The sequence below is a fragment of the Amphritea sp. genome (assembly GCF_016744155.1).
Taxonomy (GTDB): domain Bacteria; phylum Pseudomonadota; class Gammaproteobacteria; order Pseudomonadales; family Balneatricaceae; genus Amphritea.
In genome coordinates this window covers 54716-77944 of record NZ_JADGEW010000009.1, presented here as the reverse complement: position 1 = coordinate 77944, position 23229 = coordinate 54716, and the positions used below count along the sequence as shown (strand labels likewise).

At 46.7% G+C, this 23229-nt stretch carries 17 protein-coding genes, 1 tRNA gene and 1 pseudogene; 13 read left to right on the top strand and 6 right to left on the bottom strand.

Features of this window, described 5'->3' with window-relative positions:
* From QZZ54_RS09415 to QZZ54_RS09405, 3 genes are all read left to right on the top strand, one after another.
* Complete coding sequence (locus QZZ54_RS09415; RefSeq protein ID WP_290702086.1) at positions 1 to 549, top strand: DoxX family protein; 549 nt, start codon at positions 1 to 3, stop codon at positions 547 to 549.
* A gap of 267 nt (positions 550 to 816) precedes the next feature.
* On the top strand, positions 817 to 2538 hold the full coding sequence (locus QZZ54_RS09410; protein ID WP_290702084.1) for a protein adenylyltransferase SelO family protein: 1722 nt from the start codon (positions 817 to 819) through the stop codon (positions 2536 to 2538).
* Positions 2539 to 2678: 140 nt separating this feature from the next.
* Entirely contained in the window at positions 2679 to 3569 is an 891-nt protein-coding gene (locus QZZ54_RS09405) for a homocysteine S-methyltransferase family protein (RefSeq protein ID WP_290702082.1), read from the top strand.
* 129 nt (positions 3570 to 3698) lie between these two features.
* Here the strand turns inward: QZZ54_RS09405 and QZZ54_RS09400 are convergent, their stop codons facing one another.
* From QZZ54_RS09400 to QZZ54_RS09385, 4 genes are all read right to left on the bottom strand, one after another.
* A complete protein-coding gene (locus tag QZZ54_RS09400) occupies positions 3699 to 4925 on the bottom strand; it encodes a diguanylate cyclase (protein ID WP_290702079.1) in 1227 nt (408 codons plus the stop codon).
* A 530-nt stretch (positions 4926 to 5455) separates the two neighbouring features.
* Positions 5456 to 6361, bottom strand: a complete 906-nt coding sequence (gene gcvA, locus QZZ54_RS09395) for a transcriptional regulator GcvA (RefSeq protein ID WP_290702076.1) — start codon at positions 6359 to 6361, stop codon at positions 5456 to 5458.
* Positions 6362 to 6487: 126 nt separating this feature from the next.
* Complete coding sequence (locus QZZ54_RS09390; protein ID WP_290702073.1) at positions 6488 to 8122, bottom strand: BCCT family transporter; 1635 nt, start codon at positions 8120 to 8122, stop codon at positions 6488 to 6490.
* A 254-nt stretch (positions 8123 to 8376) separates the two neighbouring features.
* Entirely contained in the window at positions 8377 to 9621 is a 1245-nt protein-coding gene (locus QZZ54_RS09385; RefSeq protein WP_290702069.1) for a Xaa-Pro peptidase family protein, read from the bottom strand.
* A gap of 469 nt (positions 9622 to 10090) precedes the next feature.
* On the opposite strand from QZZ54_RS09385, the gene QZZ54_RS09380 reads away from it, so the two are divergent.
* The 6 genes and pseudogenes from QZZ54_RS09380 (at position 10091) to QZZ54_RS09360 (ending at position 16053) form a co-directional block, all read left to right on the top strand.
* Positions 10091 to 11278: an aromatic ring-hydroxylating dioxygenase subunit alpha gene (locus tag QZZ54_RS09380; protein ID WP_290702066.1), complete on the top strand. Its 1188-nt coding sequence runs from the start codon at positions 10091 to 10093 to the stop codon at positions 11276 to 11278.
* 78 nt (positions 11279 to 11356) lie between these two features.
* Entirely contained in the window at positions 11357 to 12808 is a 1452-nt protein-coding gene (locus tag QZZ54_RS09375; protein WP_290702063.1) for an aldehyde dehydrogenase family protein, read from the top strand.
* Positions 12809 to 12838: 30 nt separating this feature from the next.
* Positions 12839 to 13000: pseudogene (locus QZZ54_RS19185) on the top strand (rubredoxin); the annotation flags it as partial.
* Positions 12989 to 14206: an FAD-dependent oxidoreductase gene (locus QZZ54_RS09370; RefSeq protein ID WP_366645376.1), complete on the top strand. Its 1218-nt coding sequence runs from the start codon at positions 12989 to 12991 to the stop codon at positions 14204 to 14206. The pseudogene QZZ54_RS19185 and the gene QZZ54_RS09370, both read left to right, overlap by 12 nt.
* 140 nt (positions 14207 to 14346) lie before the next feature.
* Positions 14347 to 15681 carry an FAD-binding oxidoreductase gene (locus QZZ54_RS09365; protein WP_290702055.1) on the top strand — a complete coding sequence of 445 codons (1335 nt, stop codon included), beginning with the start codon at positions 14347 to 14349 and terminating at the stop codon, positions 15679 to 15681.
* A 21-nt stretch (positions 15682 to 15702) separates the two neighbouring features.
* The gene (locus QZZ54_RS09360; protein WP_290702052.1) at positions 15703 to 16053 is read left to right on the top strand and encodes an ethanolamine utilization protein EutQ; all 351 of its coding nucleotides are present in this window, start codon (positions 15703 to 15705) and stop codon (positions 16051 to 16053) included.
* 1092 nt (positions 16054 to 17145) lie between these two features.
* Here QZZ54_RS09360 and QZZ54_RS09355 read toward each other — a convergent pair.
* Positions 17146 to 17232 (bottom strand) — tRNA-Leu (locus QZZ54_RS09355).
* Positions 17233 to 17311: 79 nt separating this feature from the next.
* Positions 17312 to 18085: a ferredoxin--NADP reductase gene (locus QZZ54_RS09350; RefSeq protein WP_290702049.1), complete on the bottom strand. Its 774-nt coding sequence runs from the start codon at positions 18083 to 18085 to the stop codon at positions 17312 to 17314.
* A gap of 143 nt (positions 18086 to 18228) precedes the next feature.
* Between QZZ54_RS09350 and QZZ54_RS09345 the strand changes: the two genes are divergently transcribed.
* The 4 genes from QZZ54_RS09345 to QZZ54_RS09330 all read left to right on the top strand — a co-directional run bounded on the left by QZZ54_RS09345 (position 18229) and on the right by QZZ54_RS09330 (position 23197).
* Positions 18229 to 19107 (top strand): LysR family transcriptional regulator, encoded by an 879-nt coding sequence (locus tag QZZ54_RS09345; RefSeq protein ID WP_290702045.1) that lies wholly within the window; start codon positions 18229 to 18231, stop codon positions 19105 to 19107.
* Between the two features lie 177 nt (positions 19108 to 19284).
* The gene (locus QZZ54_RS09340; RefSeq protein WP_290702042.1) at positions 19285 to 20631 is read left to right on the top strand and encodes a VWA domain-containing protein; all 1347 of its coding nucleotides are present in this window, start codon (positions 19285 to 19287) and stop codon (positions 20629 to 20631) included.
* A 73-nt stretch (positions 20632 to 20704) separates the two neighbouring features.
* The gene (locus tag QZZ54_RS09335) at positions 20705 to 22498 is read left to right on the top strand and encodes a HAMP domain-containing sensor histidine kinase (protein ID WP_290702040.1); all 1794 of its coding nucleotides are present in this window, start codon (positions 20705 to 20707) and stop codon (positions 22496 to 22498) included.
* Between the two features lie 12 nt (positions 22499 to 22510).
* Positions 22511 to 23197, top strand: coding sequence for a response regulator transcription factor (locus tag QZZ54_RS09330; protein ID WP_290702037.1), 687 nt, complete (start codon positions 22511 to 22513; stop codon positions 23195 to 23197).
* Positions 23198 to 23229 lie beyond the last annotated feature (32 nt).

Genomic DNA, 23229 nt, shown 5'->3' with positions numbered 1-23229 from the left:
ATGGGTATGGTAGGAAAACTACGTGAACTTTATGTACAACTGGGCGTGCAGTTATCTCGGTTTTTAGAGCCACTGGCATTGTTATCTCTCCGTTTCATGGTGGCTAAGGTCTTCCTGGATTCCGGGCTAAGTAAGTGGGATGGTTTTTTAAAGTTTAATGTCGATAAATATGACCTGTTCATGTATGAATTTTTCTGTCCTGACCCGGTTAGACCAGGAGCATTACAGCTGTGTAACCCTGAAACACTTGAGTATGTTGAAGGCTCATTTGTGGTGAGAATGATTGAATTGCTGGCTGTGTTTGCCGGTATTGCTGAAGTCGTGCTGCCAATATTGCTTATTATTGGTTTATTTTCTCGTTTTGCAGCGTTAGGGCTGATAGGCATGACAATGTTTATTCAACTGGCCGTATTCCCAACATGGGATCACTGGATTAATCCAGCATCCTGGTGGGCAATTTCCTTACTCGTTATTGTTGCGCGTGGTCCGGGAATTCTGTCTATTGATAGATTACTTGGGTTAGATGCGAAACCTCTTGTTGCCAAATAATAGCCGCTAAATGATTTTCTGAGTTAAAAAGAGTATTTGAAACGTTGTTATCCAGAAAGGCCTGAATCAATTGCTTCAGGCCTTTCTGCTTTGTTTCGATGTAACGATTGTTTATGGAGAGCGTCATAACTCATAAGGCGAACTCTGATGCATTATTTGCCAAATAAATTTGTTCTCTTTAGTCGCTCTTTACCCGTTTTCACCAGAATGTAATGATGTTGTATTCACGGGGCAGCAGCCGCTCTACTCCTGTTATGAGGTACCTCTATGAAACATCAACTGCCCCAGGAAAATCCGCCAACCGTTGAGACGCTCGACGATCTCGCAAAATTGTCAAACTACTCGCTCATGGATACTCTCAATGCCGATCCTGACGCGAAAGCAAACGGCGTCGACCACGTGCCGCGACAGGTCTTTACGGGTCACTATGTTCCGGTCAAATCTACGCCAATCAAAGATCCAGAGTACGTCACGCACAGCAAGGGTTTCTTCCGCGAACTGGGTTTTGCCGACAGCATTGCACAGTCGGATGACTTCGTGCGGATGTTCTCTGGCGACATTTCAGAGGTTCCTGCGCCGATGCGTAAAGTCGGTTGGGCCTGTGGCTACGCACTTTCCATCTATGGCACTGAGTACTACCATCAATGCCCGTTCCAAACTGGCAATGGATACGGTGATGGACGTGCTGTTTCCGTACTTGAGGCTGTTATCAACGGTAAACGCTGGGAAATGCAGCTAAAAGGTGGCGGTCGGACGCCATACTGCCGCGGCGCGGACGGTCGTGCTGTCCTGCGATCAAGTGTCCGGGAATTTCTGGCACAGGAGCATATGCACGCGCTCGGCGTGCCAACCTCACGGTCGCTGAGTTTGTACGTGTCCAAAACGGAGAAGGTCCAGCGGCCTTGGTATTCTGAGGGTTCGCGCTCGCAGGATCCCGACAGGATGATATCTGAGGCGGTCGCCATTTCGACGCGCGTTGCGCCGTCCTTCATTCGAGTCGGCCAACTGGAGCTCTTCGGTCGTCGTGTTCGTAAGCAAGAACACCCAAAAGCGATGGAAGAACTCGAAAAAATTGTATTGCACTTGATTGATCGCGAGTACAGCGAGGTCGTAGATAACAATCTAACCATTGCCGAAAAAGTGGTGTTGCTCGCGGGTGAGTTTCGCAGTCGCCTTACGTCGCTGGTGACTAATTGGATACGTGTTGGTTACTGCCAGGGTAACTTCAACGGCGACAATTGTGCGGCCGGTGGTTTCACCCTCGACTACGGTCCATTCGGATTCTGCGAAATGTTCGATCCGCAATATCAACCCTGGACAGGCGGTGGCCAACACTTCTCGTTCCTTAACCAGCCCGCGGCAGCGGAACGTAACTTCCACATGTTTTGTCTGGCGTTGGGACCGTTGCTGGCGTCGCATCCGGGTGCTCTGCAACAACTCGACGAGATTCGAAGCGGATTTGCTGACGTGATGCAAAGAGACATGGAAGCGATGTGGGCTGCCAAACTTGGGCTGGAGAGCTTCCATCCGGTGTTATTCAGTGGACTTGCAACGCTGATGATGCAAACGAATGTTGATTACACCATCTTCTTCCGCGAGCTCTCGAGTCTACCTGATGACATTGGCCCACTCCAAAAAAGCTTCTATAAGGGAGTGACTTATGAGATTGACCGCGAAGGGATGGAACAACGCTGGTCAGAGTGGCTTACACAGTGGAAATCACTCACCGGCAGTCAGTCCCAATCCCGTGATAAACTCTCTAAACAGATGAAGCTAGTTAATCCAAAATACAGTTGGCGAGAGTGGCTGGTTGTGCCTGCGTATCAACAAGCTGCGGAAGGTAGCTATGCTCTGGTGCGGGAACTGCAGGAAGTCATGACTCAGCCCTATGCTGAGCAATCGAAGGCGGTGGAGGAGAAATTCTATAGGCTGAAGCCTTCTGAGTTCAGAGAACTCGGTGGCTTGTCGCATTACAGCTGTTCATCATGAGTTTTCGGTAAATGACAGGCCTTGGTGGTAATAGTTGGTAGCTTAAGGCTTCTTGTTTGATTCTGACTAAGGTGATGCGTGAACTTGTCAGCACCTTAATGTGATAATACGGCAATAGACAAAGACTGGAGTAAAAAGGATTGAATCACATCACACTACTTGATGGGGGCATGGGACAGGAGCTTTTACGCAGAAGTTCTCGTGAAACGACTCCTCTTTGGTCTGCCGATATAATGCTGCATGAACCAACGATTGTGCGAGATTTACATCTTGATTTTATTAAGAGCGGAGCTCGTGTCATCACACTCAATACCTATACTGCGACACCACAGCGCCTGGCACGGGAAAATGAACTTGCTCAGTTAAAGAAGCTTCACAGGTCTGCTATGGATGCTGCTTTAGGCGCTATTGAACTAGCTGAATCTAAAGATGTTGAAATAGCGGGGTGTTTACCACCGCTGGTCGCCAGTTATCGCCCAGATGTATCATTATCCTACGATGATTCACTTGACGCTTATCGTCGCCTTGTTGAGTTGCAATCACCCGCCAGTGACCTTTTCTTGTGCGAAACGATGGCCTCAATAAACGAGGCACGTGCAGCCTGTACTGCAGCAATGGAAAGTGGCAAACCCGTCTGGGTTGCGCTAACCATTAGTGACTTCCATCCGGGGCAGTTACGCAGTGGTGAAGCGCTGAATGAAGCTCTGCAAGTACTCGCATCTCTGGGGGCTGAGGCGATTCTGTTAAATTGCAGTCACCCCGAGGCTATTAATGGTTGCTGGCCGCAACTACGCAGTATGGATAAGAAGATTGGTGCGTATGCCAATGGCTTTGTTTCGGTAGGGCCGTTGCAACCGGGTGGCACTGTTGAACAACTAGAAGTACGTCAAGATTTGAGTCCACAAAAATACGCAGAATATGCCATGGGCTGGGCAAGGGATGGAGCATCGATTATTGGTGGCTGCTGTGAGATTGGCCCAGCACATATAAAAGCGCTACATGAAAAATTGTGCAATGAAGGTTTTCTCTAAACCTTACTAGAACCCATAGCTTAACTGCTGTTGCGGGATAATCAGGCTAGTAATGGTAGTAGGCACTGAGTCCTGATCTTGAACCGCCAGGCTTCTAAAGGCGGCTAAGCTTTTTTGAAAGCGAATTTCTTATGGCTGTAATACAACAGAAACCTGGTTTCGTCCTGCATCTTTTGCTTGATAGAGTGCTTTGTCAGCACTCTTAATTGCTTGATCATAGTCAGTATCGTCAGCAATAACAGTAGTAACACCTAAACTGATAGTGAGTGGGATTCTTATGTCTCCACTTAGGAAGTCTATGTTCTCAACGCTCTTGCGAACTCTCTCAGCGATAGGTTTTGCTCCTTCGAGGTCGGTATCAGGGAGTAATAAAAGAAATTCTTCACCCCCATACCGGCCAATAAGATCATGAGCTCTAATGGTTGAGTTTATAGTATCAGTTATCTTGACTAGAGCCTGGTCCCCGACAGGGTGTCCATGCTGATCATTTATAGACTTGAAATGATCAACATCAATCATCACCAGGCTAAAAGGGTATCTAGCCCCACTCGATTGTCGCCTCTGGTTACGAGAAATTTCTTCCTGAACTGATTCTATGATGACAGGCCTGTTTTTTAGCCCAGTTAATGGGTCCTCGGTCGCCATTTTGTGAAGCTTAACCTGTGCCAGATTTAACTCTTTCGCAGCGACTCTAATGATTAGAAAGCTTAGGCTGAAAACAATAATAAGGACTAATGTTAACGTAATTAGTGATTTTTCTATTCCGTCCTGGCTCTTTAGGTTGCTAAAACTTACATCTTTATAGACTTCAAAACTGCCAATAATTGATCCCTTGTTATTAACAATCGGAATATAAGTTTCTACGACATCGACATTAAATTTTTTCTCACCACGGAGATCTGTGATCTCATCTTTTTTCTGCCGATTGGAGCTAATGCCACCCGATAACGCTATCTTCAATCGAGGGTTCTTGATGTCATTTTTACCAATAATCGAATGATCGGTACTGTATACAACCGTACCATCATTAGAAAAAACCTTAATTTTAATAATTTCAAAAGGTGCCATTGCCTTTTGCATCGTCTCATCAAGCTTGTTAAATCCATCTGAGGTAACGTTAAGGCGTTCTATGTCCTGATCATCAAGAGTGATGAGTAGGTGTCTTTCAAGTGAAACGATAGCTTCACCAACGCTGATCGCATCATATTCAGCATCTTCTAAAACATGCTGGCTGTAGAGAAGGGATACAGCATAACCAACAATGATTATGATTAATGCTGATGAAATAATGGATGCCTTTAATAACAATTTGAGCAGCTTATTTGATGCTTTTTGACCAGTCGAATGCTCAGGCATAGCGTAACCACTTCATTGTAAAATTCGTGTGGCATCGCAACATGCAGCACGCTGAAAGCCCATTATGGAATGCTTGATAATGTATTAATACAAAAAATTACACTTGAACAGTCTTTCAATGTCTCATTATGAGAATGAAAACAGTGCACCTTTAAGTATGAGAAGAAACCCTTATAGAAAGCGAATCCCCTATGCTTCTCTACCCAAACGTTAGGCACAAAAAAGCCCTGCTAAGAAGCCAGGCTCGATCGATTTACGTTTATGGTGCCAGTGGCCACTGATTCAGGGTCTTGAACCGGCACGCTTTTAGGGTGGGGTAAATTACTTGCCAGGCCATGGATTACAGAAGATATTAATGACTATCCCTGCGTACAGAATTTGCATATATAAATACGCATGTTTTTTTTAACGTAATAGATAGTTATTTAAGGCTAATGGATTCACTACTATGTCAGGTTTTGTTTAGTCTCTGAGTCTGTCTTTACAGAGGCAGTTAAGTAGTGATGTCTTGATAGCTCTCGTAGGGCGAATTATTGTTTACCAATTGTCGATAGCAGCCATTCCCTGAAACAGGTTACGCCTTTTTTGGGTCGAATGGATTGTGGTTTCTGTAACATATAAAACTGTGAAGTCGTGGCCATCATTTCATCAACAGGTTTTACTAATAAACCGCTGGCCAAATAATCATCGACAAGATTATCCCATGCTAGCGCCAGACCTTGGCCATTCAACGCGGATTGAATTACTAGTGGGTAATTGTTGATATTTAAACGACGACAAGCATCAGGCATATGCTTAATCCCACATTCTTTGAACCAGTCCTGCCAGGTCACCCACTCCTCGTTAATCTCTAATGACAGCAAAGTGCCTTTAAGCAGATTTTCGGGTTGTTTAAAATCAGGGTGCTTGTTCAGATATGTCGGGCTACAGACTGGGAAAACTGTTTCGCTAAATAGAGGTGTAGCTTCCAAATAAGGAGGAGGAGTTCGGCAGTAGAACAGGGCGATATCAAACTCACTGTTTTTCACATCTCCGATTGAATCAACGGCTAGTATGCGCAGATCAATTTCTGGATGGAGTTCTTGGAATTCAGTGAAACGGGGCAACAACCAGAACGAAGCCATTGCATTCGTAGTGATCACGGTAACCTGCTGATCTCCCTGCCACTGGAGAATGTCACCGGTGGCATTGGCTATCAGTAACAAGGATTGTTGAATACTGCCATAGTATTCAACTCCGGTCTGGGTAAGTGAAAGTGAACGTTTTTCACGAATGAAAAGTTCCCGGCCGAGATAGTCTTCCAAATGACGTACTTGTCGACTGATAGCGCCTTGAGTGACACAGAGGTCATCTGCGGCACGGGTAAAGCTAAGGTGGCGGGCGGCAGCCTCGAATGCTACCAGGCTATTTAAAGGTGGTAATGGTTTAATCGGCATGATTTGTCCTCACCTTAAATGGCATTGTTGAATAATGTTATCTGTTTCATAATTATATTTATTAGTATGGCTTATAAGCAGAAAAGCCCGTGCGTTTCAGGCCACGGGCTGTATTTCTACATTAGCTTATACTGTTGAAACTGTCACATCGTCATTCTCGTTTTGATTGAGTCCGGCTACTGGCTCATCGCGTAATGCTCGCTGCATCGATATAGCCATCATGATAACCAATATCGCAGCGGGTAAGGCCGCACAGATGGTCGCTGTTTGCACTGTTTTAAGTCCTCCGGCCCAGAGTAAGCCTGCAGCAATTGCACCTACCATAACTCCCCATGCTATGCGACTGATCTGGGGTGGCTCTAAGCTGCCTCGTGAGCTTAACGTACAAAGTACCAAGGTGCCTGAGTCTGCCGATGTTACAAAGTACGTAATCAGCAGCAAGGTTGCCAGTGCGCTGAGAATAGTACTTACACTAGCGCCAGACGTTTCTTCTATTTTGTCGAACATTGTGAAGATTGCTTGAGTAGAATCAGCCTTAGTCGCCAGTAGGATATCGCCGCCTTTGAATTCAGCTGCTTCACCAGTCAGTTGTTGCTCAATAACCTGGGCTTCATGGGCTTTACGATCAGCATGTTCATAGTTCAGGGCTGCACCGCCAAATGTAGCGATCCAGAAGAAGCCGAATAGTGTTGGGGCAATAAGCGCACCGCCAATCAGTTCACGGATAGTTCGTCCACGGGAGATTCGGGCAATGAACATACCTACGAAAGGTGCCCAGGTTAGCCACCAGGCCCAATAGAATGCGGTCCACCAATTTTGCCATTGGGAATCGGCTTGCGCATCACTCCAAAGGCTCAGGCCGACAATGTTCTGAACATAATCAGCGGTGCCTTCAAGATAGGTATGCAGAATATAGCGAGTTGGTCCGAACAGTAGAACTCCGGCCAGAATTACCAACGACAGGATCATGTTCCATACCGACAGTATTTTAATTCCGCGGCCGACACCTGACATTACTGACAGGATAGCGATCATTGAGATCACGGTAATCATAATTATCTGATTACCGATACTGACCTCAATACCGAACAGACGCTCCATACCGGTGCTCATCTGGACAACGCCTAAACCAAAGGAGGTAGCGATGCCGAATGCAGTGATGGCAACGATCATTATATCGATGGCGTTGCCCAGCCAGCTGTTCAGTCGCTCTTCGCCAAAAAGTGGAATTAGGGCTGAGCGAATGGTCAGAGGCTTACCTTTGCGGTAGGAAAAATAAGCCAGACCCAGTGCGGTCATAATATACAATGCCCAAGGATGTAGACCCCAGTGGAAGAAGCTTACCCGCATAGCAGTTTGAGCTGACTCTTCACTTAGACTGGTGACTGAAAACGGATTCCCGGCATAGTGCCACATCGGTTCAGCAACCGACCAGAACAGCAGTCCGATACCCATACCGGCACTGAACAGCATTGAAAGCCATGAGCCCATACTGAATTCTGGCTTTTCGCCATCTTTACCCAGTGTGATATTGCCGAAGCGACTCATCATCAGATAAAGCAGAAACAGCAGAATACCGGATGCCATGACCAGGTAGAACCATTTGAAGTGGTGCAGAATATTACCGGACATCTCAGTAAAGAGAGCGCCGGCTTTATCTGCCAAAACACCACAAACTACTACAAAACCGATGATTAGTATTTTTGAGATTAGGGTTACCGTAGGATCAATCCCTCGGAACATCCCGTTATCAGTACGCATTATGAAGTCTCCGTTATTATTTGACTTGTTGTAAGACAGTCTTTTCGTGTGCGTTATTGATTGTTGATACAGGGCCACTCAGGTGCGGTCTATATCTGCTTCTGCTGAAGATAACTCCGGCGCATAGAAGTCGGAGTTATTCCAGAAGTGCAACTCATATTCTTGAAAAGCTTGATATGTATCAAACTACTTTTTGGGTTTATATATATGAGGTTTTGTAATGGATGAGATATGCTTGTAGTTAAATTAAGGAGTTAGAGTAGCCAGCTGTCCTGCCATGAATAGTTGGAAAGCTCAGTTACACCTTGGGAAGTAATCAGAACCTGTTGCTCCAACTTTACCCCTTCTTTACCACCCTCGGCACCAATGTAACTCTCGACACAGACCACCATATTCTCTTCGAATACACCATCGTATCCGGCGCTATCCCAGTCGTGACCCTGATGAGCAATGGCAGGGTACTCATCGCACATTCCTATACCATGGCTGACGCAACAGTAGCGGTTGTGATAGAACTCAGCGGGAATTCTCCAGGCTTGTTCAGAGAACTCTCTGTAGCTGAGACCCGCTTTTAGTAATGCCATATTGGTTTGCACCTGCTCATAGGCTAGAGAGTAGAGTCGGCGTTGTTCATCGGTAGGTAGCACATGACCTACGGTCCAAGCGCGTGAAATATCAGCACAATAGCCGTAGGGGCCAATAAGGTCAGTATCGAAGCAGAGCATCTCACCCTCCTGCATTACCCTGTTGCTGGACTCTTGCATCCAGGGATTTGTGCGCGGCCCACTTGCTAGCAAGCGAGTCTCGATCCATTCACCGCCATTACGTATATTTTCAAAATGAAGCCAGGCCCAGAGCTCGTTTTCGGTCATCCCCGGTCTTAGCTCATCATGCATACGCTGGATACCCTGTTCGCAGACTTTGATGGTCCAACGCATTAACTCAATCTCTTCGTCTGACTTTATCTTGCGGGCCTCTTCCATCAGACTATGACCTTCAATTAGCGTAAGGCCTTGTTGTTGTAGTAGTTCTAGTCCTTCCAAGTCTGCCTTGTCTACTGCCAAATTCAGATTGTCACCACCATGTTTGCGTACCAGATCGGTGATCTCGCCAGCCCACTGTTGGGCCTTTTCGTTGATGCGTGAACCTGCTCCGAAATAACTCCAGTTAATAGCCGTACGGATTTCATCGATCAGTTCATTACCTTCGAGTAGGTGTTCACAGTTGTGAAATTCCCACTGAATAACAGGGCCTTCTGCAAAAACCAGACTATAGCGAGCAAAGTTGTGTAACGTCCAAACCTGCATATTGGAACTGTCGGTGGCATAACGAATATTGACCGGATCGTAGAGTAAAATGGCGCTACAGTTCTTTTCTAATAGCTGCTTTCTGACTCTTTCCAGTCGGTATTTTCGTGCGGCTTTGTGGCAGGTCTCAGTGACCGGGTTGATAAGACGGTTTGATTCGTTTTGGTAATGATAGTTATTCTTTGAAGTCATTGTTTTGTCTCGCATAGAAATAGGATTTATTTTTATGCGCTTATTTAGGTGTATTGACCGGGGGGTTGTAAAACGACAACTACTCATCGTTTCATTACCAATGCTCATTAACTTGTTGCTTCAGGACAACGAAGTGTCAGCTAAATTTGAAAAAAAATGAGTGAAGGGAGATAAAGTCAGGTCGTTTTTTTAATGTTGCGCTTTCTACAGGTATTTACTTCAAGCCACCAATTTTAAAGGTTTTATTCTTCAATCTAAGTCCTCAGAATTTATAGTAATGAGTTTTTGTCATGCATTCCTGTCATAAAAGTCGTTTGTCTCAGGCTTTTTGTCATCAGTATTATCAATCCTGAAAGCACTGATCTGATCGGTTTCCATGATTTATCTCAAGAAATCGTAATTAGCTGCTAACCATAACAATAAATTCTATCTGTCCATCGCGGATGGTACTTAAGGTGAGACTCTTAAGATGACGACTTCAGTAAAACATCGTATTCCTATGACTGCCCTGGATGCAGTACGCCAGCCAATAGCCCAAGCTAATGGTATGCCTAATGCTGTGTATGACGATCCAGCTCTGTTTGAGTATGAACGCGATAATGTGTTGGGTAAAAACTGGGCGGGACTGGTGTTTGCCAGTGAACTACCAAAGAATGGATTTGCTAAGCCAGTTGATTTTATGGGTCTACCGCTGGCGGTAATGCGTAACCGTGATGGTGAACTGAAAGTATTTCATAACATCTGCAGCCATCGCGGCATGATTATGCTCCGTGAAGAGACTGAAGTAGAAGGCATGGTGCGTTGCCCTTACCATTCATGGACTTATGATCTCAACGGTAACTTGAAAGGCACACCGCATATCGGTGGTGTAGGTAAGCATACCGCAGAAGGTTTTGTCTGTGAGAAGCATGGTCTGAAAGAGATTCGCGCGGCTGTCTGGAACGGCATAGTGTTCATTAACTTGTCCGGTGATGCACAGGATTTCGATAGTTTCATCGCACCTTTGGTTCAGCGCTGGGAAGAGTTTACCGGTAAAGGTGGTTTTGAGAAGGTAAATGTTGCTCGTACTGGCAGCAATATGGAACTGACTGTTGAATCTAACTGGAAACTAGCGGTTGAGAATTACTGCGAAGCCTATCATTTGCCATGGGTACATCCGAGTCTGAATACATACTCACCACTAGAGCAGCACTATAACCTGATTGTTAATGACGATATGTCGGGTCAGGGTAGTTACACCTATAACTTGTCGGATGTTGCTGGTACCAGTTTGCCACAATTCACCGACTGGCCGGAAGATAAAATTCGTCAGGCTGAGTACATATCACTGTATCCCAATGTTCTATTAGGTGTGCAGGCTGATCATGTTTTCGCCATCATTCTTCAGCCGCAATCGAATAGCCGTACTTTGGAAAAACTTGAGCTGGCATATGTTGGTGAAGAGGCAACAGGTGACCGCTATGAAGCTTGTCGCTCTGCTGTTCTGGAAAGCTGGAAGGTGGTATTTGGTGAAGACGTCTTCGCTGTTGAAGGGATGCAAAATGGGCGTAAATCTCCAGCCTTCAAAGGTGGTGTTTTCTCTCCTGTATTAGACGGTCCGACGCATCATTTCCATCAGTGGGTAGCGAATCAGTATGCTCGCGATGCTGATCAATAATTAGTTTTATATAGACTGTGCTGAGGGAGGTGCGCCCGTGCGTACCTCCCTGATAATAACAACAAAGTGATAGATGCCATGACTGAGACGACTAAAAACTGGCTTAATTTTATTGGTGGTGACTGGGTGGATGCTACAGATAAAATTGAGGTTTATGATCCTGCTACTGATGAGATTTTTGCCACAATAGCACAGGCTAACACTAATGATGTTGAGCGTGCTGTTGTAGCTGCTCGCACGTGTGTGAATTCCGGTGTATTGACTGATTGCCGACCGGTAAAGCGGGCTGAGCTGATGTCTAGAATTGCAGATGAAATTCGTAATGTCGTCGATAAAGCCGCGCCGTTACTGGCTCGTGAAAATGGTAAATCACTGAATGATGCACGGGAAGAATTTCTAATCGCCGCACGGTACTTTGATTATTACGGCGGAATGGCAGATAAAATTGAGGGCAAATCCATCCCTTTAGGTGAAGACTATATTGATTTTACTTATTACGAACCTGTAGGGATATCGGCTCAGATCGTACCTTGGAATTTCCCGGTGGATATTTGTGCCCGCTCATTGGCACCTGCTCTGGCTGCAGGAAATGCCGTTATTGTTAAATCTCCTGAAATTACGCCGCTGGCCATGACATGGCTGGCTACTGCTTGCAAAAGAGCGGGCCTTCCTGATGGTGCGCTTAGTCTTCTTTGTGGTCCTGGCCGTGAAGTAGGTAATGCTCTGGTATCTCATCCAGATATTAATCAAATTGTGTTTACTGGCTCGGTGCCGACCGGTCAGTCAATTCTTAAAGCGGCGGCAGAACACGCAATTCCAAGTGTAATGGAATTGGGTGGAAAATCTGCAGCGGTTGCCTTCCCTGATGCAGATATGAATCAGCTGTTGGACAGTGTCCGCTGGGGTATCTTTTTTAATGCAGGACAGGTCTGCTCAGCAATGTCTCGCCTGTTGGTTCATCGCGATATCTACGAAGAGGTTGTGGCTAAAGTTGCCGAGATGGGCAAAGGGCTGAGTATCGGTTCAGGGATGGATAATGCTGAGGTAACGCCAGTGGTATCAAGGCAACAGCAACAGCAAATTCTTCGCATCTGTGACCGGGCTGTCAGCGAAGGTGCTCGCTTGGTCACTGGTGGACAGGCGCCTGCTGATCTGAAGGGCTATTTCATTGAACCTACAGTGTTTGCCGATGTGACGCCCGATATGAATTTGTTTACCGAAGAAGTATTTGGCCCGGTACTGGCAATTACTCCGTTCGATACCGAAGAAGAAGCTTGGGCGCTGGCAAATGGTACAGACTTCGGACTGGTAGCAGGTGTATTTACCCATGATCTTACGCGTGCAATCCGGGCTAGCCGGGCTTTGAGAGCTGGGCAGGTGTTCGTTAATGAATGGTATGCCGGTGGTGTCGAAACACCCTTTGGTGGGCTGGGTTTGTCCGGTTTTGGTCGGGAAAAAGGCCAGGAAGCACTCTATAGCTACGTTAACACTAAGAACGTGGCGATCCGTGTAACTGGTCCTTCTAAATAAACTGGCGAAGCAGAATTCGGGAGAATACTAATGAAAAAATGGCTCTGTGTAATCTGTGGTCTTATCTACGATGAAGCCAAAGGTTGGCCAGCGGATGGTATAGCTGCTGGCACCTCTTGGGAAGATGTTCCTCAAGATTGGTTGTGCCCTGATTGTGGTGTAGGTAAAGCGGATTTTGACATGATTGAAGTAACTGCCGATGCAGTAGCGGTTGCTGTGGCTGAAACAGAGCCACAAAAAGAAGCACCTGTCGTTATCATTGGCAGTGGTTATGCAGGATATAACTTAGCAGAGGCGCTGCGTCAGCGCTCCTCAGATAAGGAAATTCTGCTTTTCACTGCTGATGATGGCGTCATCTATTCTAAGCCGGGGCTGTCGAACGCATTGGCACGGGAAAAGCGGGCGGTCGACCTAATATCTGAAACGGTGTTGGAGATCGAACAGCGACTAGATATTCGTATACACGCCCGTTGTAAAGTGACCGATATCGATGCCGACCAACATCTGTTGCATACCGATTTGGGCGAACAGAAATACAGCAAATTGATTCTTGCGCAAGGTGCTGCACCAATCAGGTTAACGTTTAAAGGTAGTGGTGCTGAAGATGTTTTGAGTATCAATGATTTGAATGACTATCGCCGCTTCCGTGATCAATTGGAAGGACGTAAGCATGTCACAATTATTGGTAACGGTCTGATTGGGTGTGAATTTGCTAATGACCTTTCAGGTAAGGGGTATGCGGTTGCTGTAATAGGTTTGACCGGTTGGCCGATGGATCGTTTGCTACCTCAGGAGATCGGGCAACAACTTCAAACCAATCTATCAGCACAGAACGTTGACTGGTATCTGGAAAATACGGTTGAGAAAATTGATAAGCAGGCAGAGGGGTATCGTCTGACCCTGAAAGATGGGCAGGTCATTGAGACCGGACTGGTCATCTCTGCCGTAGGACTTAAGCCCCGTACTGAGTTAGCAGAAACCGCGGGTGTTACCTGCAATAGGGGCATCGTTGTTAATGGTGGTTTGCGTACTAATGTTGCGGATGTTTATGCATTGGGTGATTGTGCTGAGATTCAGGGACAGTTGCTACCGTATATAGCGCCGATAAATTTTGGCGTACGGGCATTGGCAGACTGTCTTTTAGGACGTCCAACTATGGCTAAGTACCCGTTGATGCCGGTAATGGTCAAAACTCCGGCTCTACCGCTTACGTTGTTAACTCCCGCACCGAATCAGGCTGGAGAATGGCAGGTTGAGTCGAGCGAAACGGGCATGCGCGGTTTGTATGTTTCGAGTGATGGCCGGGTACTAGGTTATGCATTGGCGGGTGATTTAATCGGTGAGCGCCAACAGTGGACCGATAAGGTAGCAGCTGCCGATGAGTTATCGGTCGCCTGAGTACTTATTCCTGAGTTCAGGTTAATTGCTTGATACCTGTAGATTATATAGTGGGCGTTAGCGCCTACTGTCCAGTTCTATGCTGAGAATCGCAACAGGTTATGAAAAATAATTAGAGAATAAGATAGCTGGATAGTCATATGAAAAAGATAAAACTGCCTGCTGATGACAGTAGCTGTGGCTGGTTCGAAATTCTGCCACCTGAATACAGACAACATTTATCGGCTACTACACCTGTTTCCAAGAAAGAGGAGACAGACTGGCTAGTGATTGGTGGTGGCTTTGTGGGGACTGCTGCCACCCGTCGGTTGGCTGAGCTGAATCCAGAACAACGGGTGGTGCTGGTAGATGCACAGCAGATAGGCCATGGTACCTCAGGCCGTAATTCAGGTTTCGTTATCGACCTGCCGCACAAAGGAGATTTAGAAGGGCCGGATATTCAGCGTAAGAAAAAGTTTATCCAACTCAACCGAGCGGCGATTAGCTATATGGAAGAGAAGGTAAACCAGTACGGTATTGATTGTCAGTGGTCTCATGCCGGTAAACTGCAGGGGGCGGTTAGTGAGCGTGGCGTGAAATTTCTTGAGCACTTTCAGCACTTGTTAAAAGAACTAGATGAACCTCATCAGATGATGGACGGGCAAAGTCTGAAACATAAAGTGGGCACTAACTACTATGAGCAGGCCCTGTTCACACCGGGTTGTATTCTGATGCAGCCAGCGGCATTGATGCGCGGTTTGCTGATGCACATGCCGGAAAATGTCACCTGCTGGGAGGAGACTCCAGTGCTTAAGCTGGAACGGTCAGCTGGTGGAAAGTGGATTGCTAAGACATCTGACGGTGAGATTCATGCCAAGAATGTAATTCTTGGTACCAATATATTCACTGAGCAGTTGGGTTTTCTGAAATCTCGGATGCTACCTATCATGACTTTTGCCAGCATGACGAGACCGTTGAGTGATACAGAATTTCAGGCTTATGGTGGTACTACAGACTGGGGACTGACTCCCGCAGATCATGCAGGTACTACTTTGAGAATGACCCAGGATCGACGACTAATCGTGCGTAATCAATATCGTTTTGTACCTAATTACGGTAGTAGTGCAGAGGACCGTAACAAAATCCATGACCTACATCGCCAGGCAATGGTAGCCCGTTATCCGATGCTTAAAAATGTATCTTTTGAAAATACCTGGGGCGGTGTTTGTGCTTTGTCGCGTAACTACACTTCGTTCTTTGGCGAGCTTGAGCCGGGGATGTTCGCGTCATGCTGTCACAACGGTGTGGGTGCAGCACGGGGTACTATATCCGGGAAGCTATTAGCAGAGCTGGCATCCGGTGGTGATTCTGAGTTGCAACGACATATGCAGGAGGTTTCAGGTATACCTGCCCGGGTTCCACCGCAACCTTTTCTGGGTGTCGGTGTACGCGCTCGTCTTAAATTGGCTGAATGGCAAAGCCGCAGCGAAGTCTGATAGTTATTTAGAGAGTAATTTATGACAAAGGCACGTTTAGTTAAAGGTAGTGAGATCAGTTTTACTCATCGTGGTGGACCGCCGGGACATGCTGAAGTAGGGCGGGCAATCTCATCGGATATTAGCTCGAGTATGGGGGCCGGTATCGCCCGTTTCGATAACTGCTCGATCGCATGGACAGTACTCTACGATGAGGTAATTTATGTAGTCGAGGGGCTGTTTCGTTTGGTTACTCCAGATGCTGTGCTTGAAGGTCGTGCTGGCGATGTTATCTGGATACCAGAAGGCACTGAGCTTAGGTATGAAGGTAAAAACGCTACTGTTTTTTATGTAGTTTATCCGGGTAATTGGAAAGAATTGCTAAAAGACTAAAGATGTATGAATACTTTGTTTTTTTGCACAATTAAGCTTCAGCACCTTTAGTGATGGTGTAAAAATCACTAAGCAGAATTGTAGTGTGTCATGTCAATAGGCTGCAAGACTGTGCTATCTGTCCCCCTACTCTCTGTAGGCTTTTACCGCTTAAGCCAGAAGCTTCTGGCTTAAGCGGTTTTTTTATTTCTGGGCTGTGAATGCAGTTATCGGGGATGTAGGTTTTATTGAGGTCACAATGCTAGAGTCATTTCAGAGATTTCCTCTCTATCTAGGCCTCTCTGATCTTTGCATCACAAGTCCTGACAGTTTCGTTTTGCCGAGATGGGCCAAGGAATTCTGTTGTATCTGATGAATATCATAAATACCATTAGATTGAAGTTGAAACGTCCCAGTTTTTATCGGCCCATGTTAGCTTGCTAATGGAGACATCAGAGATGTCTTGGTCTTGAGGATTGAAAGAATAACGGTGGCGCTGAGTAATCATGGCTGATATTTTTGTTCTTGGGGTGTAAGACCATAACGCTTGATGGTTTTTTTATGCTTGATTGTAGATTTATCAAGTCATGGGACTAGTTGTCACTGATTAAGAGTTTTGAACTAGTACGTTTTTATGGGCGGACTAAGACTTTCTAGAAAGCGAATCCCCTATGCTTTTTCTGCCCAAACATCAGGCACAAAAAAGCCCTGGTGCTCTATAGTCGGGCTAGGCAAGACTTAATCAATTTAAGTTTGTGGTACCAGTGGCCACTGATTCAGGGTCTTGAACCGGCACGTTTTTAAGGGCGGGCAAAGATCTTATAGAAAGCGAATCCACTATGTCTATCCTGTCCAAATCTCAGGCACAAAAAAGCCCTGGTGCTCTTTAGTCGGGCTAGGCAAGACTTAATCAATTGACGTTTATGGTACCAGTGGCCGGACTCTAGCCTTTGTGTTTTTCGAGGGCGGGCTAAGATCTTCTGGAAAGCGAATCCACTATGTATCTCCTACCTAAGCATCAGACACAAAAAAAGCGGTAGCCATTAAGCTCCGCTTTCTTCGGTGTCCCCGTTTATAGGACTTTTTATACTTGATTGTAGACTGATCAAGTAATGGTACCAGTGGCCGGACTCGAACCGGCACGCTTTTAAGGGCGGGGGATTTTGAATCCCCTATGTCTACCAATTCCATCACACTGGCACAAACGTGGAGCGTATTATACGTCTCGTTTTCGAGCGGTCAATGCGATTAGTGAAATATCATTAAAAAAATGAGTTTATCAGCGTTCTACGAATGCTCTTTCAATAACGTAGTGCCCCAAATCACCCTGTCGTGCTTCACTAAAGCCCATTTCATCCAATATCCGGGTGGTGTCTTTCAGCATGCTCGGGCTGCCACAGATCATGAACCGGTCATTTTCAGTGCTTAGCGCTGGAAGCCCTAGATCATCGGTCAACTTGCCCGATATGATCAGATCGGTCAGCCTGCCCTGATTACGAAAAGGCTCCCGGGTGACGGTTGGATAGTAGATCAATTTATCGCTGATCATATCACCAAAGTATTCATTTTCGGGCAGGTGGTCCTGAATCACATCGGCATAGGCCAGTTCTGATAGTTGGCGAACACCGTGGGTCAGGATGACCTTGTCATATTGCTCATAAATCTCTGGATCTTTAATGATGCTCAAAAACGGCGCTAAGCCTGTGCCTGTACTGATCAGGTAAAGATGCTTACCAGGCAGTAGGTTATCGTTGATCAGCGTGCCGGTCGGTTTGCGGCTGATAAGTATTTGATCGCCCACCTGGATGCTTTGGAGTTTAGAGGTCAGCGGGCCGTCTTGTACTTTAATGCTGAAAAATTCCAGCTGATCTTCGTGGTTGGCGCTGGCAATGCTATAGGCGCGCATCAATGGGCGGCCTTCATGCTCCAGGCCTATCATCGTAAAGTGCCCATTCTTAAAACGGAAACCCGGGTCGCGACTTGTAGTAAAGCTGAACAGGGTATCGTTCCAGTGATGTACGCTGAGTACTTCTTCACGACCGATGTTTGACATGGAGCTACCTCAAAAATATCCGACTGAATGGTGTATTGATTCAGAGTTTTAACATTAGTGTCTATTGCTTAAGTGCATAGTAGGTTGGACTGTTATATTGTTAAAGACGATTATTCGGATAAATGTAATCGGAAAAACAGATAATGAAATACACATTGCGTCAGTTAGAGGTGTTTCTGGCGGTAGCTCACTTTGACAATATCACCCGTGCAGCGGATAGCTTGTCGATGTCACAGTCGGCGGCTAGCGGCGCGTTGCGTGATTTGGAAGATCAGTTTGATATACAGCTGTTTGATCGGGCGGGTAAACGTTTAAAAATTAATGAACTGGGTCGCTTATTGCGACCCAGAGCTGAAGCGTTGCTAGAGCGCGCGCAGAGCCTGGAGCTGGATATGGCTCAGCATCAGATGGTAGGGCAGCTAAAGATAGGTGCCACGATGACGATTGGTAATTATCTGGCAGTGGGCTTAATTGCGCGCTATCTGGATGAGCAACCGAAAGCAAAGCTGGATCTTCAGGTAGCCAATACATCGGCTATCGTGGCCCGATTGATTAATTTCGACCTGGATATCGGTCTGGTTGAGGGTGAAATTCAGCATCCCGATCTGGAAGTGGTGCCTTGGCGAAGAGATCAGTTAGAAGTGTTTTGTGCGCCGGACCATCCGTTGGCTGGTAAGCAACAACTCAGTGATACTGATCTGCTGTCTGCTAGTTGGATTCTTCGGGAACAGGGCTCAGGAACCCGCCAAGCGTTTGACTGGGCGCTGCATGGGTTGCTGTCGGGGCTGAATGTATTGTTGGAGTTGGAACACGCCGAATCGATTAAACGGGCTGTTGCAGAAGGCTTAGGCATCGGTTGTTTATCGAGTATCGCATTACGGGAATCTTTTGAGCTGGGGACGTTGGTGCCGTTGCGAGTTGCTGGGCGTGATTTCAGTCGACAACTTTATCTAGTAATAAACCGGCACAAATACCGTAGCGCGGGAATAGAGCGATGGATTGAATTGTGCCATCAGGCGTGATGCCTGCTTTTACCTGCGTTGCTTGCTACTGGAAACTCTTGTCTGGGGTGGGAGTTCAGCGTTTTACAAATTTCTTACAAAATCGATAACTTCATCTGACTTTTCTCTTTTTGACTGAGCGTAGAGTAAATACAGCGGTGGCTTTGATCCACTATACTCTCACTCAGGAATTTGATCATGAACACTCAATCTGACAAGCATATGTTAAGACGAACTGTACGGACATTCGGATTTGTTTTACTGAGCCTGCTGCCAGTGTTGGCTCAGGCTAATCAAGTGAATCTGAATATTAATCTGGCAACCCCGGTGATGGAAGCAGAGCAAAGTCATCGGGCCTTTATTAAAATTTCACTGGAAGGTTTTAAACAGCAGGATAAGCAGGCACGGATACCTGCCAATGTGGCGATTGTATTGGATAAGTCGGGCTCAATGCGCGGTGAGAAAATTCAGTATGCCCGTGAAGCCGCCATCATGGCGATTAAGCGTCTTGATGAACGGGATATTGTGTCAGTGGTTAGTTACGATTCAAGGGTGCAGGTTGTAGTGCCGGCGACTCAGGTACGTGACCAACGGGCTATTTATAATGCGATTCGTAGTGTTCATGCGGATGGTAATACAGCGCTGTTTGCCGGCGTCAGTAAAGGGGCGAACGAATTACGTAAGTTTCTCAGCCGTAATAAGGTAAATCGGGTTATTTTACTGTCCGATGGTTTGGCAAATGTTGGCCCTCAGTCTGCTTCTGAGCTAGGTGAGCTGGGTGCCTCGTTAGCGAAAGAAGGGATCAGTGTGACCACTATCGGGTTAGGTCTGGGTTATAACGAAGACCTGATGACCCGCTTAGCAGGTTTTAGTGATGGCAATCACGCTTTTGTTGAAAACGCTGAAGATCTGGCATCTGTATTCCAGTATGAGTTTGGTGATGTTCTTTCAGTGGTTGCTCAGGGCGTAAATATAGAGATTCATTGTCGAAACGGTGTAAAGCCGATTCGTCTGTTGGGTCGTGAAAGTGAGATTATTGGTAACCGGGTAACAACCCGACTGAATCAGTTGTATAGCGAGCAGGAAAAATTCGTTATTCTTGAGGTAGAAGTGCCTGAACAGCAGGCTGAAACAGAGCTTCAACTCGTGTCGGTAAACGTTCATTACGATAATCTGCTTACGCAGAATCAGGAACAGTTAGCTGGTCAGAGTATTGCCCGTTTCAGTCATTCAAAACAGGAAGTGAAGGCTGCCCGGGATGATAAGGCGCTTGAAGCGGCGGTTGAACAAGTAGCAAACGAATATAGTCGTGATGCGATTGAGGCTCGAGATAGCGGAGACCTGAAAGGGGCTAAGAAAATTCTTCAGGATAGCGCATCGTATCTGGGGTCTCAGGCTAAGTCGCTGAATTCACCGCGCTTGCAGGAACAGGAAGAGGAAGCCCGGCAGGATGCGCAAGCGCTGGAATCCGACGAGAACTGGAACAAACAGCGTAAAGAATTGAAAGCACGACAGTATAAGCGAGCCACTCAGCAGGCGTATTAATACGCGCGCAAAAGAGAGAGTGACCGGGGATGAACGATGGCGTTTATTCCCGTTACATCTACCGGAAGGACCTGTGAAAAGACGAACACCACTATTGCTCGCAATCATTATCGCTCTGCCGTTGTTGTTGCTGACCTGGTTTGGTGTGCGTTTGCAGCTGGATCAACAGCAGGTGGTTGCCCATCAATTAAGTAACCTGGTAACCGGTCGGTTGCAGAGTATTGATGCACAGTTTCAAGAGCACTTTTTCTTGTTACAGCAACGCTTTATTCGCCAGGCAGATGCGTTGCAGAAGGAAACGGCAGGGCAGTACAGGGTTGAAAATGTGCGCCGATTTATTGCTCAGTCGACCGCGGTAAAGCAGGTGTTTGTATTGTCTGCAACCGGAGAACGTCGCTTTCCCCCATCAGACCAACCCTTGAATCAGCAAGAGAAGAGCTTTGTCGAACTAACTCGTAACCTGTTGCGAGAGCCCGAGCGCTTCACTATGCCGGTGGCGGATCCGGTGGGTGCTCAGAATGCTGCTAGTCAGGGCTATTCCGGCGCGAATAAGGGTGAGTTACAGAGCGCCAGACTAAGCGACGCGGTTTCTCAAAAATCCAGATACAGTGCCGATGAGTCAGTTCAGGCGTTATCTGAATCAGCAGAATTGAGCGCGCCGGAGCGTCCCCATGGCTGGATAGCCTGGTACGCAGAAGCGGGTTTGCAACAGATCTTCTGGTTGCAGGATAGTGATGGGAATACCGTTGGTTTTTCGCTGAACTCTGCCCGGTTATTATCAGATCTGATTAACCTGTTACCCTCCAGCTCTGTTGTAGGTGTTAATACGGATATGGCCACCGAGCTAGAAACGAATAGTGAAATTCGGTTGGTAAATGATCGAGGTGAAATAGCCTATAGCTGGGGAGGTGAACGGGTTGTCGAGAAAGGTCAAAAGCCTTTAGAAACGGTGCCTTTGAGCCACCCTTTAGCTAGTTGGCACTTGGCATATTATGCTGCTGAACTGCCGGTGGCAATTACTGGTTGGCTGGGACTGATCGTATTATTAGTGTTGCTGGCTGCAGGTTTGTCGACGCTGGCTTATCTCCTATATCGCGAGCATAACCGGGAGTTGAGGGAAGCAGAGCAGCGGGTTAATTTTGTCAACCAGGTCTCCCATGAGCTGAAAACGCCGCTCACGAATGTGCGTTTGTACACTGAGATGTTAGAAGGGGAGCTAACCGATGATGAGCCAATTGCGCAGCGCTACCTGGGGGTGATCGGCAGTGAGGCGGGGCGGTTGTCGCGCCTGATTGAAAATGTACTGAGTTTCTCGCGATCTAAACGTGAAGGCGTCAGTGTTCGATATCAACAAGGCATAATTGATAACTGTATTGGTCAGGTTGTGGAGTTGTTTACGCCGGTTTTAAACGCGAGAAACTTAACCATACGCTTTACTGGTAAGGCTTCCCATTTATGCCATTTTGACAGTGAAGCGTTAGAACAGATTCTTAATAACTTGCTGAGTAACTGTGAAAAATATGCTGCTGAGGGGCAGTTTGTCGACATCAGTAGCTGGCAAAATGACAGATCAGGTAGCTTGTACAGCTATATCCGGATCAGCGACTTTGGCCCCGGCGTGTCGGTAGATGAATCTGAAAAGTTGTTTGAGCCTTTTTACCGTGGCAGTGATGAATTAACTGAAGGCGTCAGTGGCACGGGTATCGGGTTAGGGCTGGCTCGAGATCTGGCCAGGGCTCATCAGGGAGAGTTGGTTGTGGAACAGAGCTCTTTAGCGGAAGTTGCATCGGGAGCCAGTTTTTTACTGACGCTGGTTACCCCCGTTGCTTTGTTAACTGAGACGCCGGTTAGAAAGCCGGGCTATTAAACGGAAAGTGTTATGAAACTGTTAATTGCTGAAGATGACCTGCATATCCGTCAGGGGCTGGCGACTCTACTTGAGTCTGAGGGCTATGAGTGTATAGAAGCGGCTGATGGTGATCAGGCCTGGCAGTTATACCTTCAGCATGAGCCTGACCTGGTGTTGTTGGATATCATGATGCCTAAACAGGATGGCTATTCGGTTTGTCGTCGTATTCGTCAGCATAATGAACTACTCCCGGTTATCTTTATTACCGCAAAATCTGAAGAAATTGACCAAGTTCTGGGGCTTGAGCTGGGCGCTGATGATTATATCAAAAAGCCTTTTGGTAGCCGTGAGGTGATCGCTCGGATACGGGCGGTGACAAGACGATCGCTACGTCCGGTCGCTGACATAGTAGAGGATGATAGCTTTGTCATGGGTGATCTGCAGATCAGGCCGTCTGAGTTTCGTGCGCTACGGGATAATCAGGTGATTGAGCTCAGCCTGAGGGATCTAAAAATACTGCGTTTGCTCTTTGAGCAGCGGGGCAAGGTAGTAAATCGTGATGCGTTGTTCAACCATTGCTGGGGGCGGGATTATTTTGCCAACAGCCGGACCCTGGATCAGCATATATCTAAACTGCGTAAGGCGATTGAACTGAATGGCAAAGCGCCCCGCATTATCACCACGGTGCACGGAATAGGCTATCGATTTGAGCTTTAGAGTTGAGCTTTAGAGTTGAGCTTTAGAGTTGA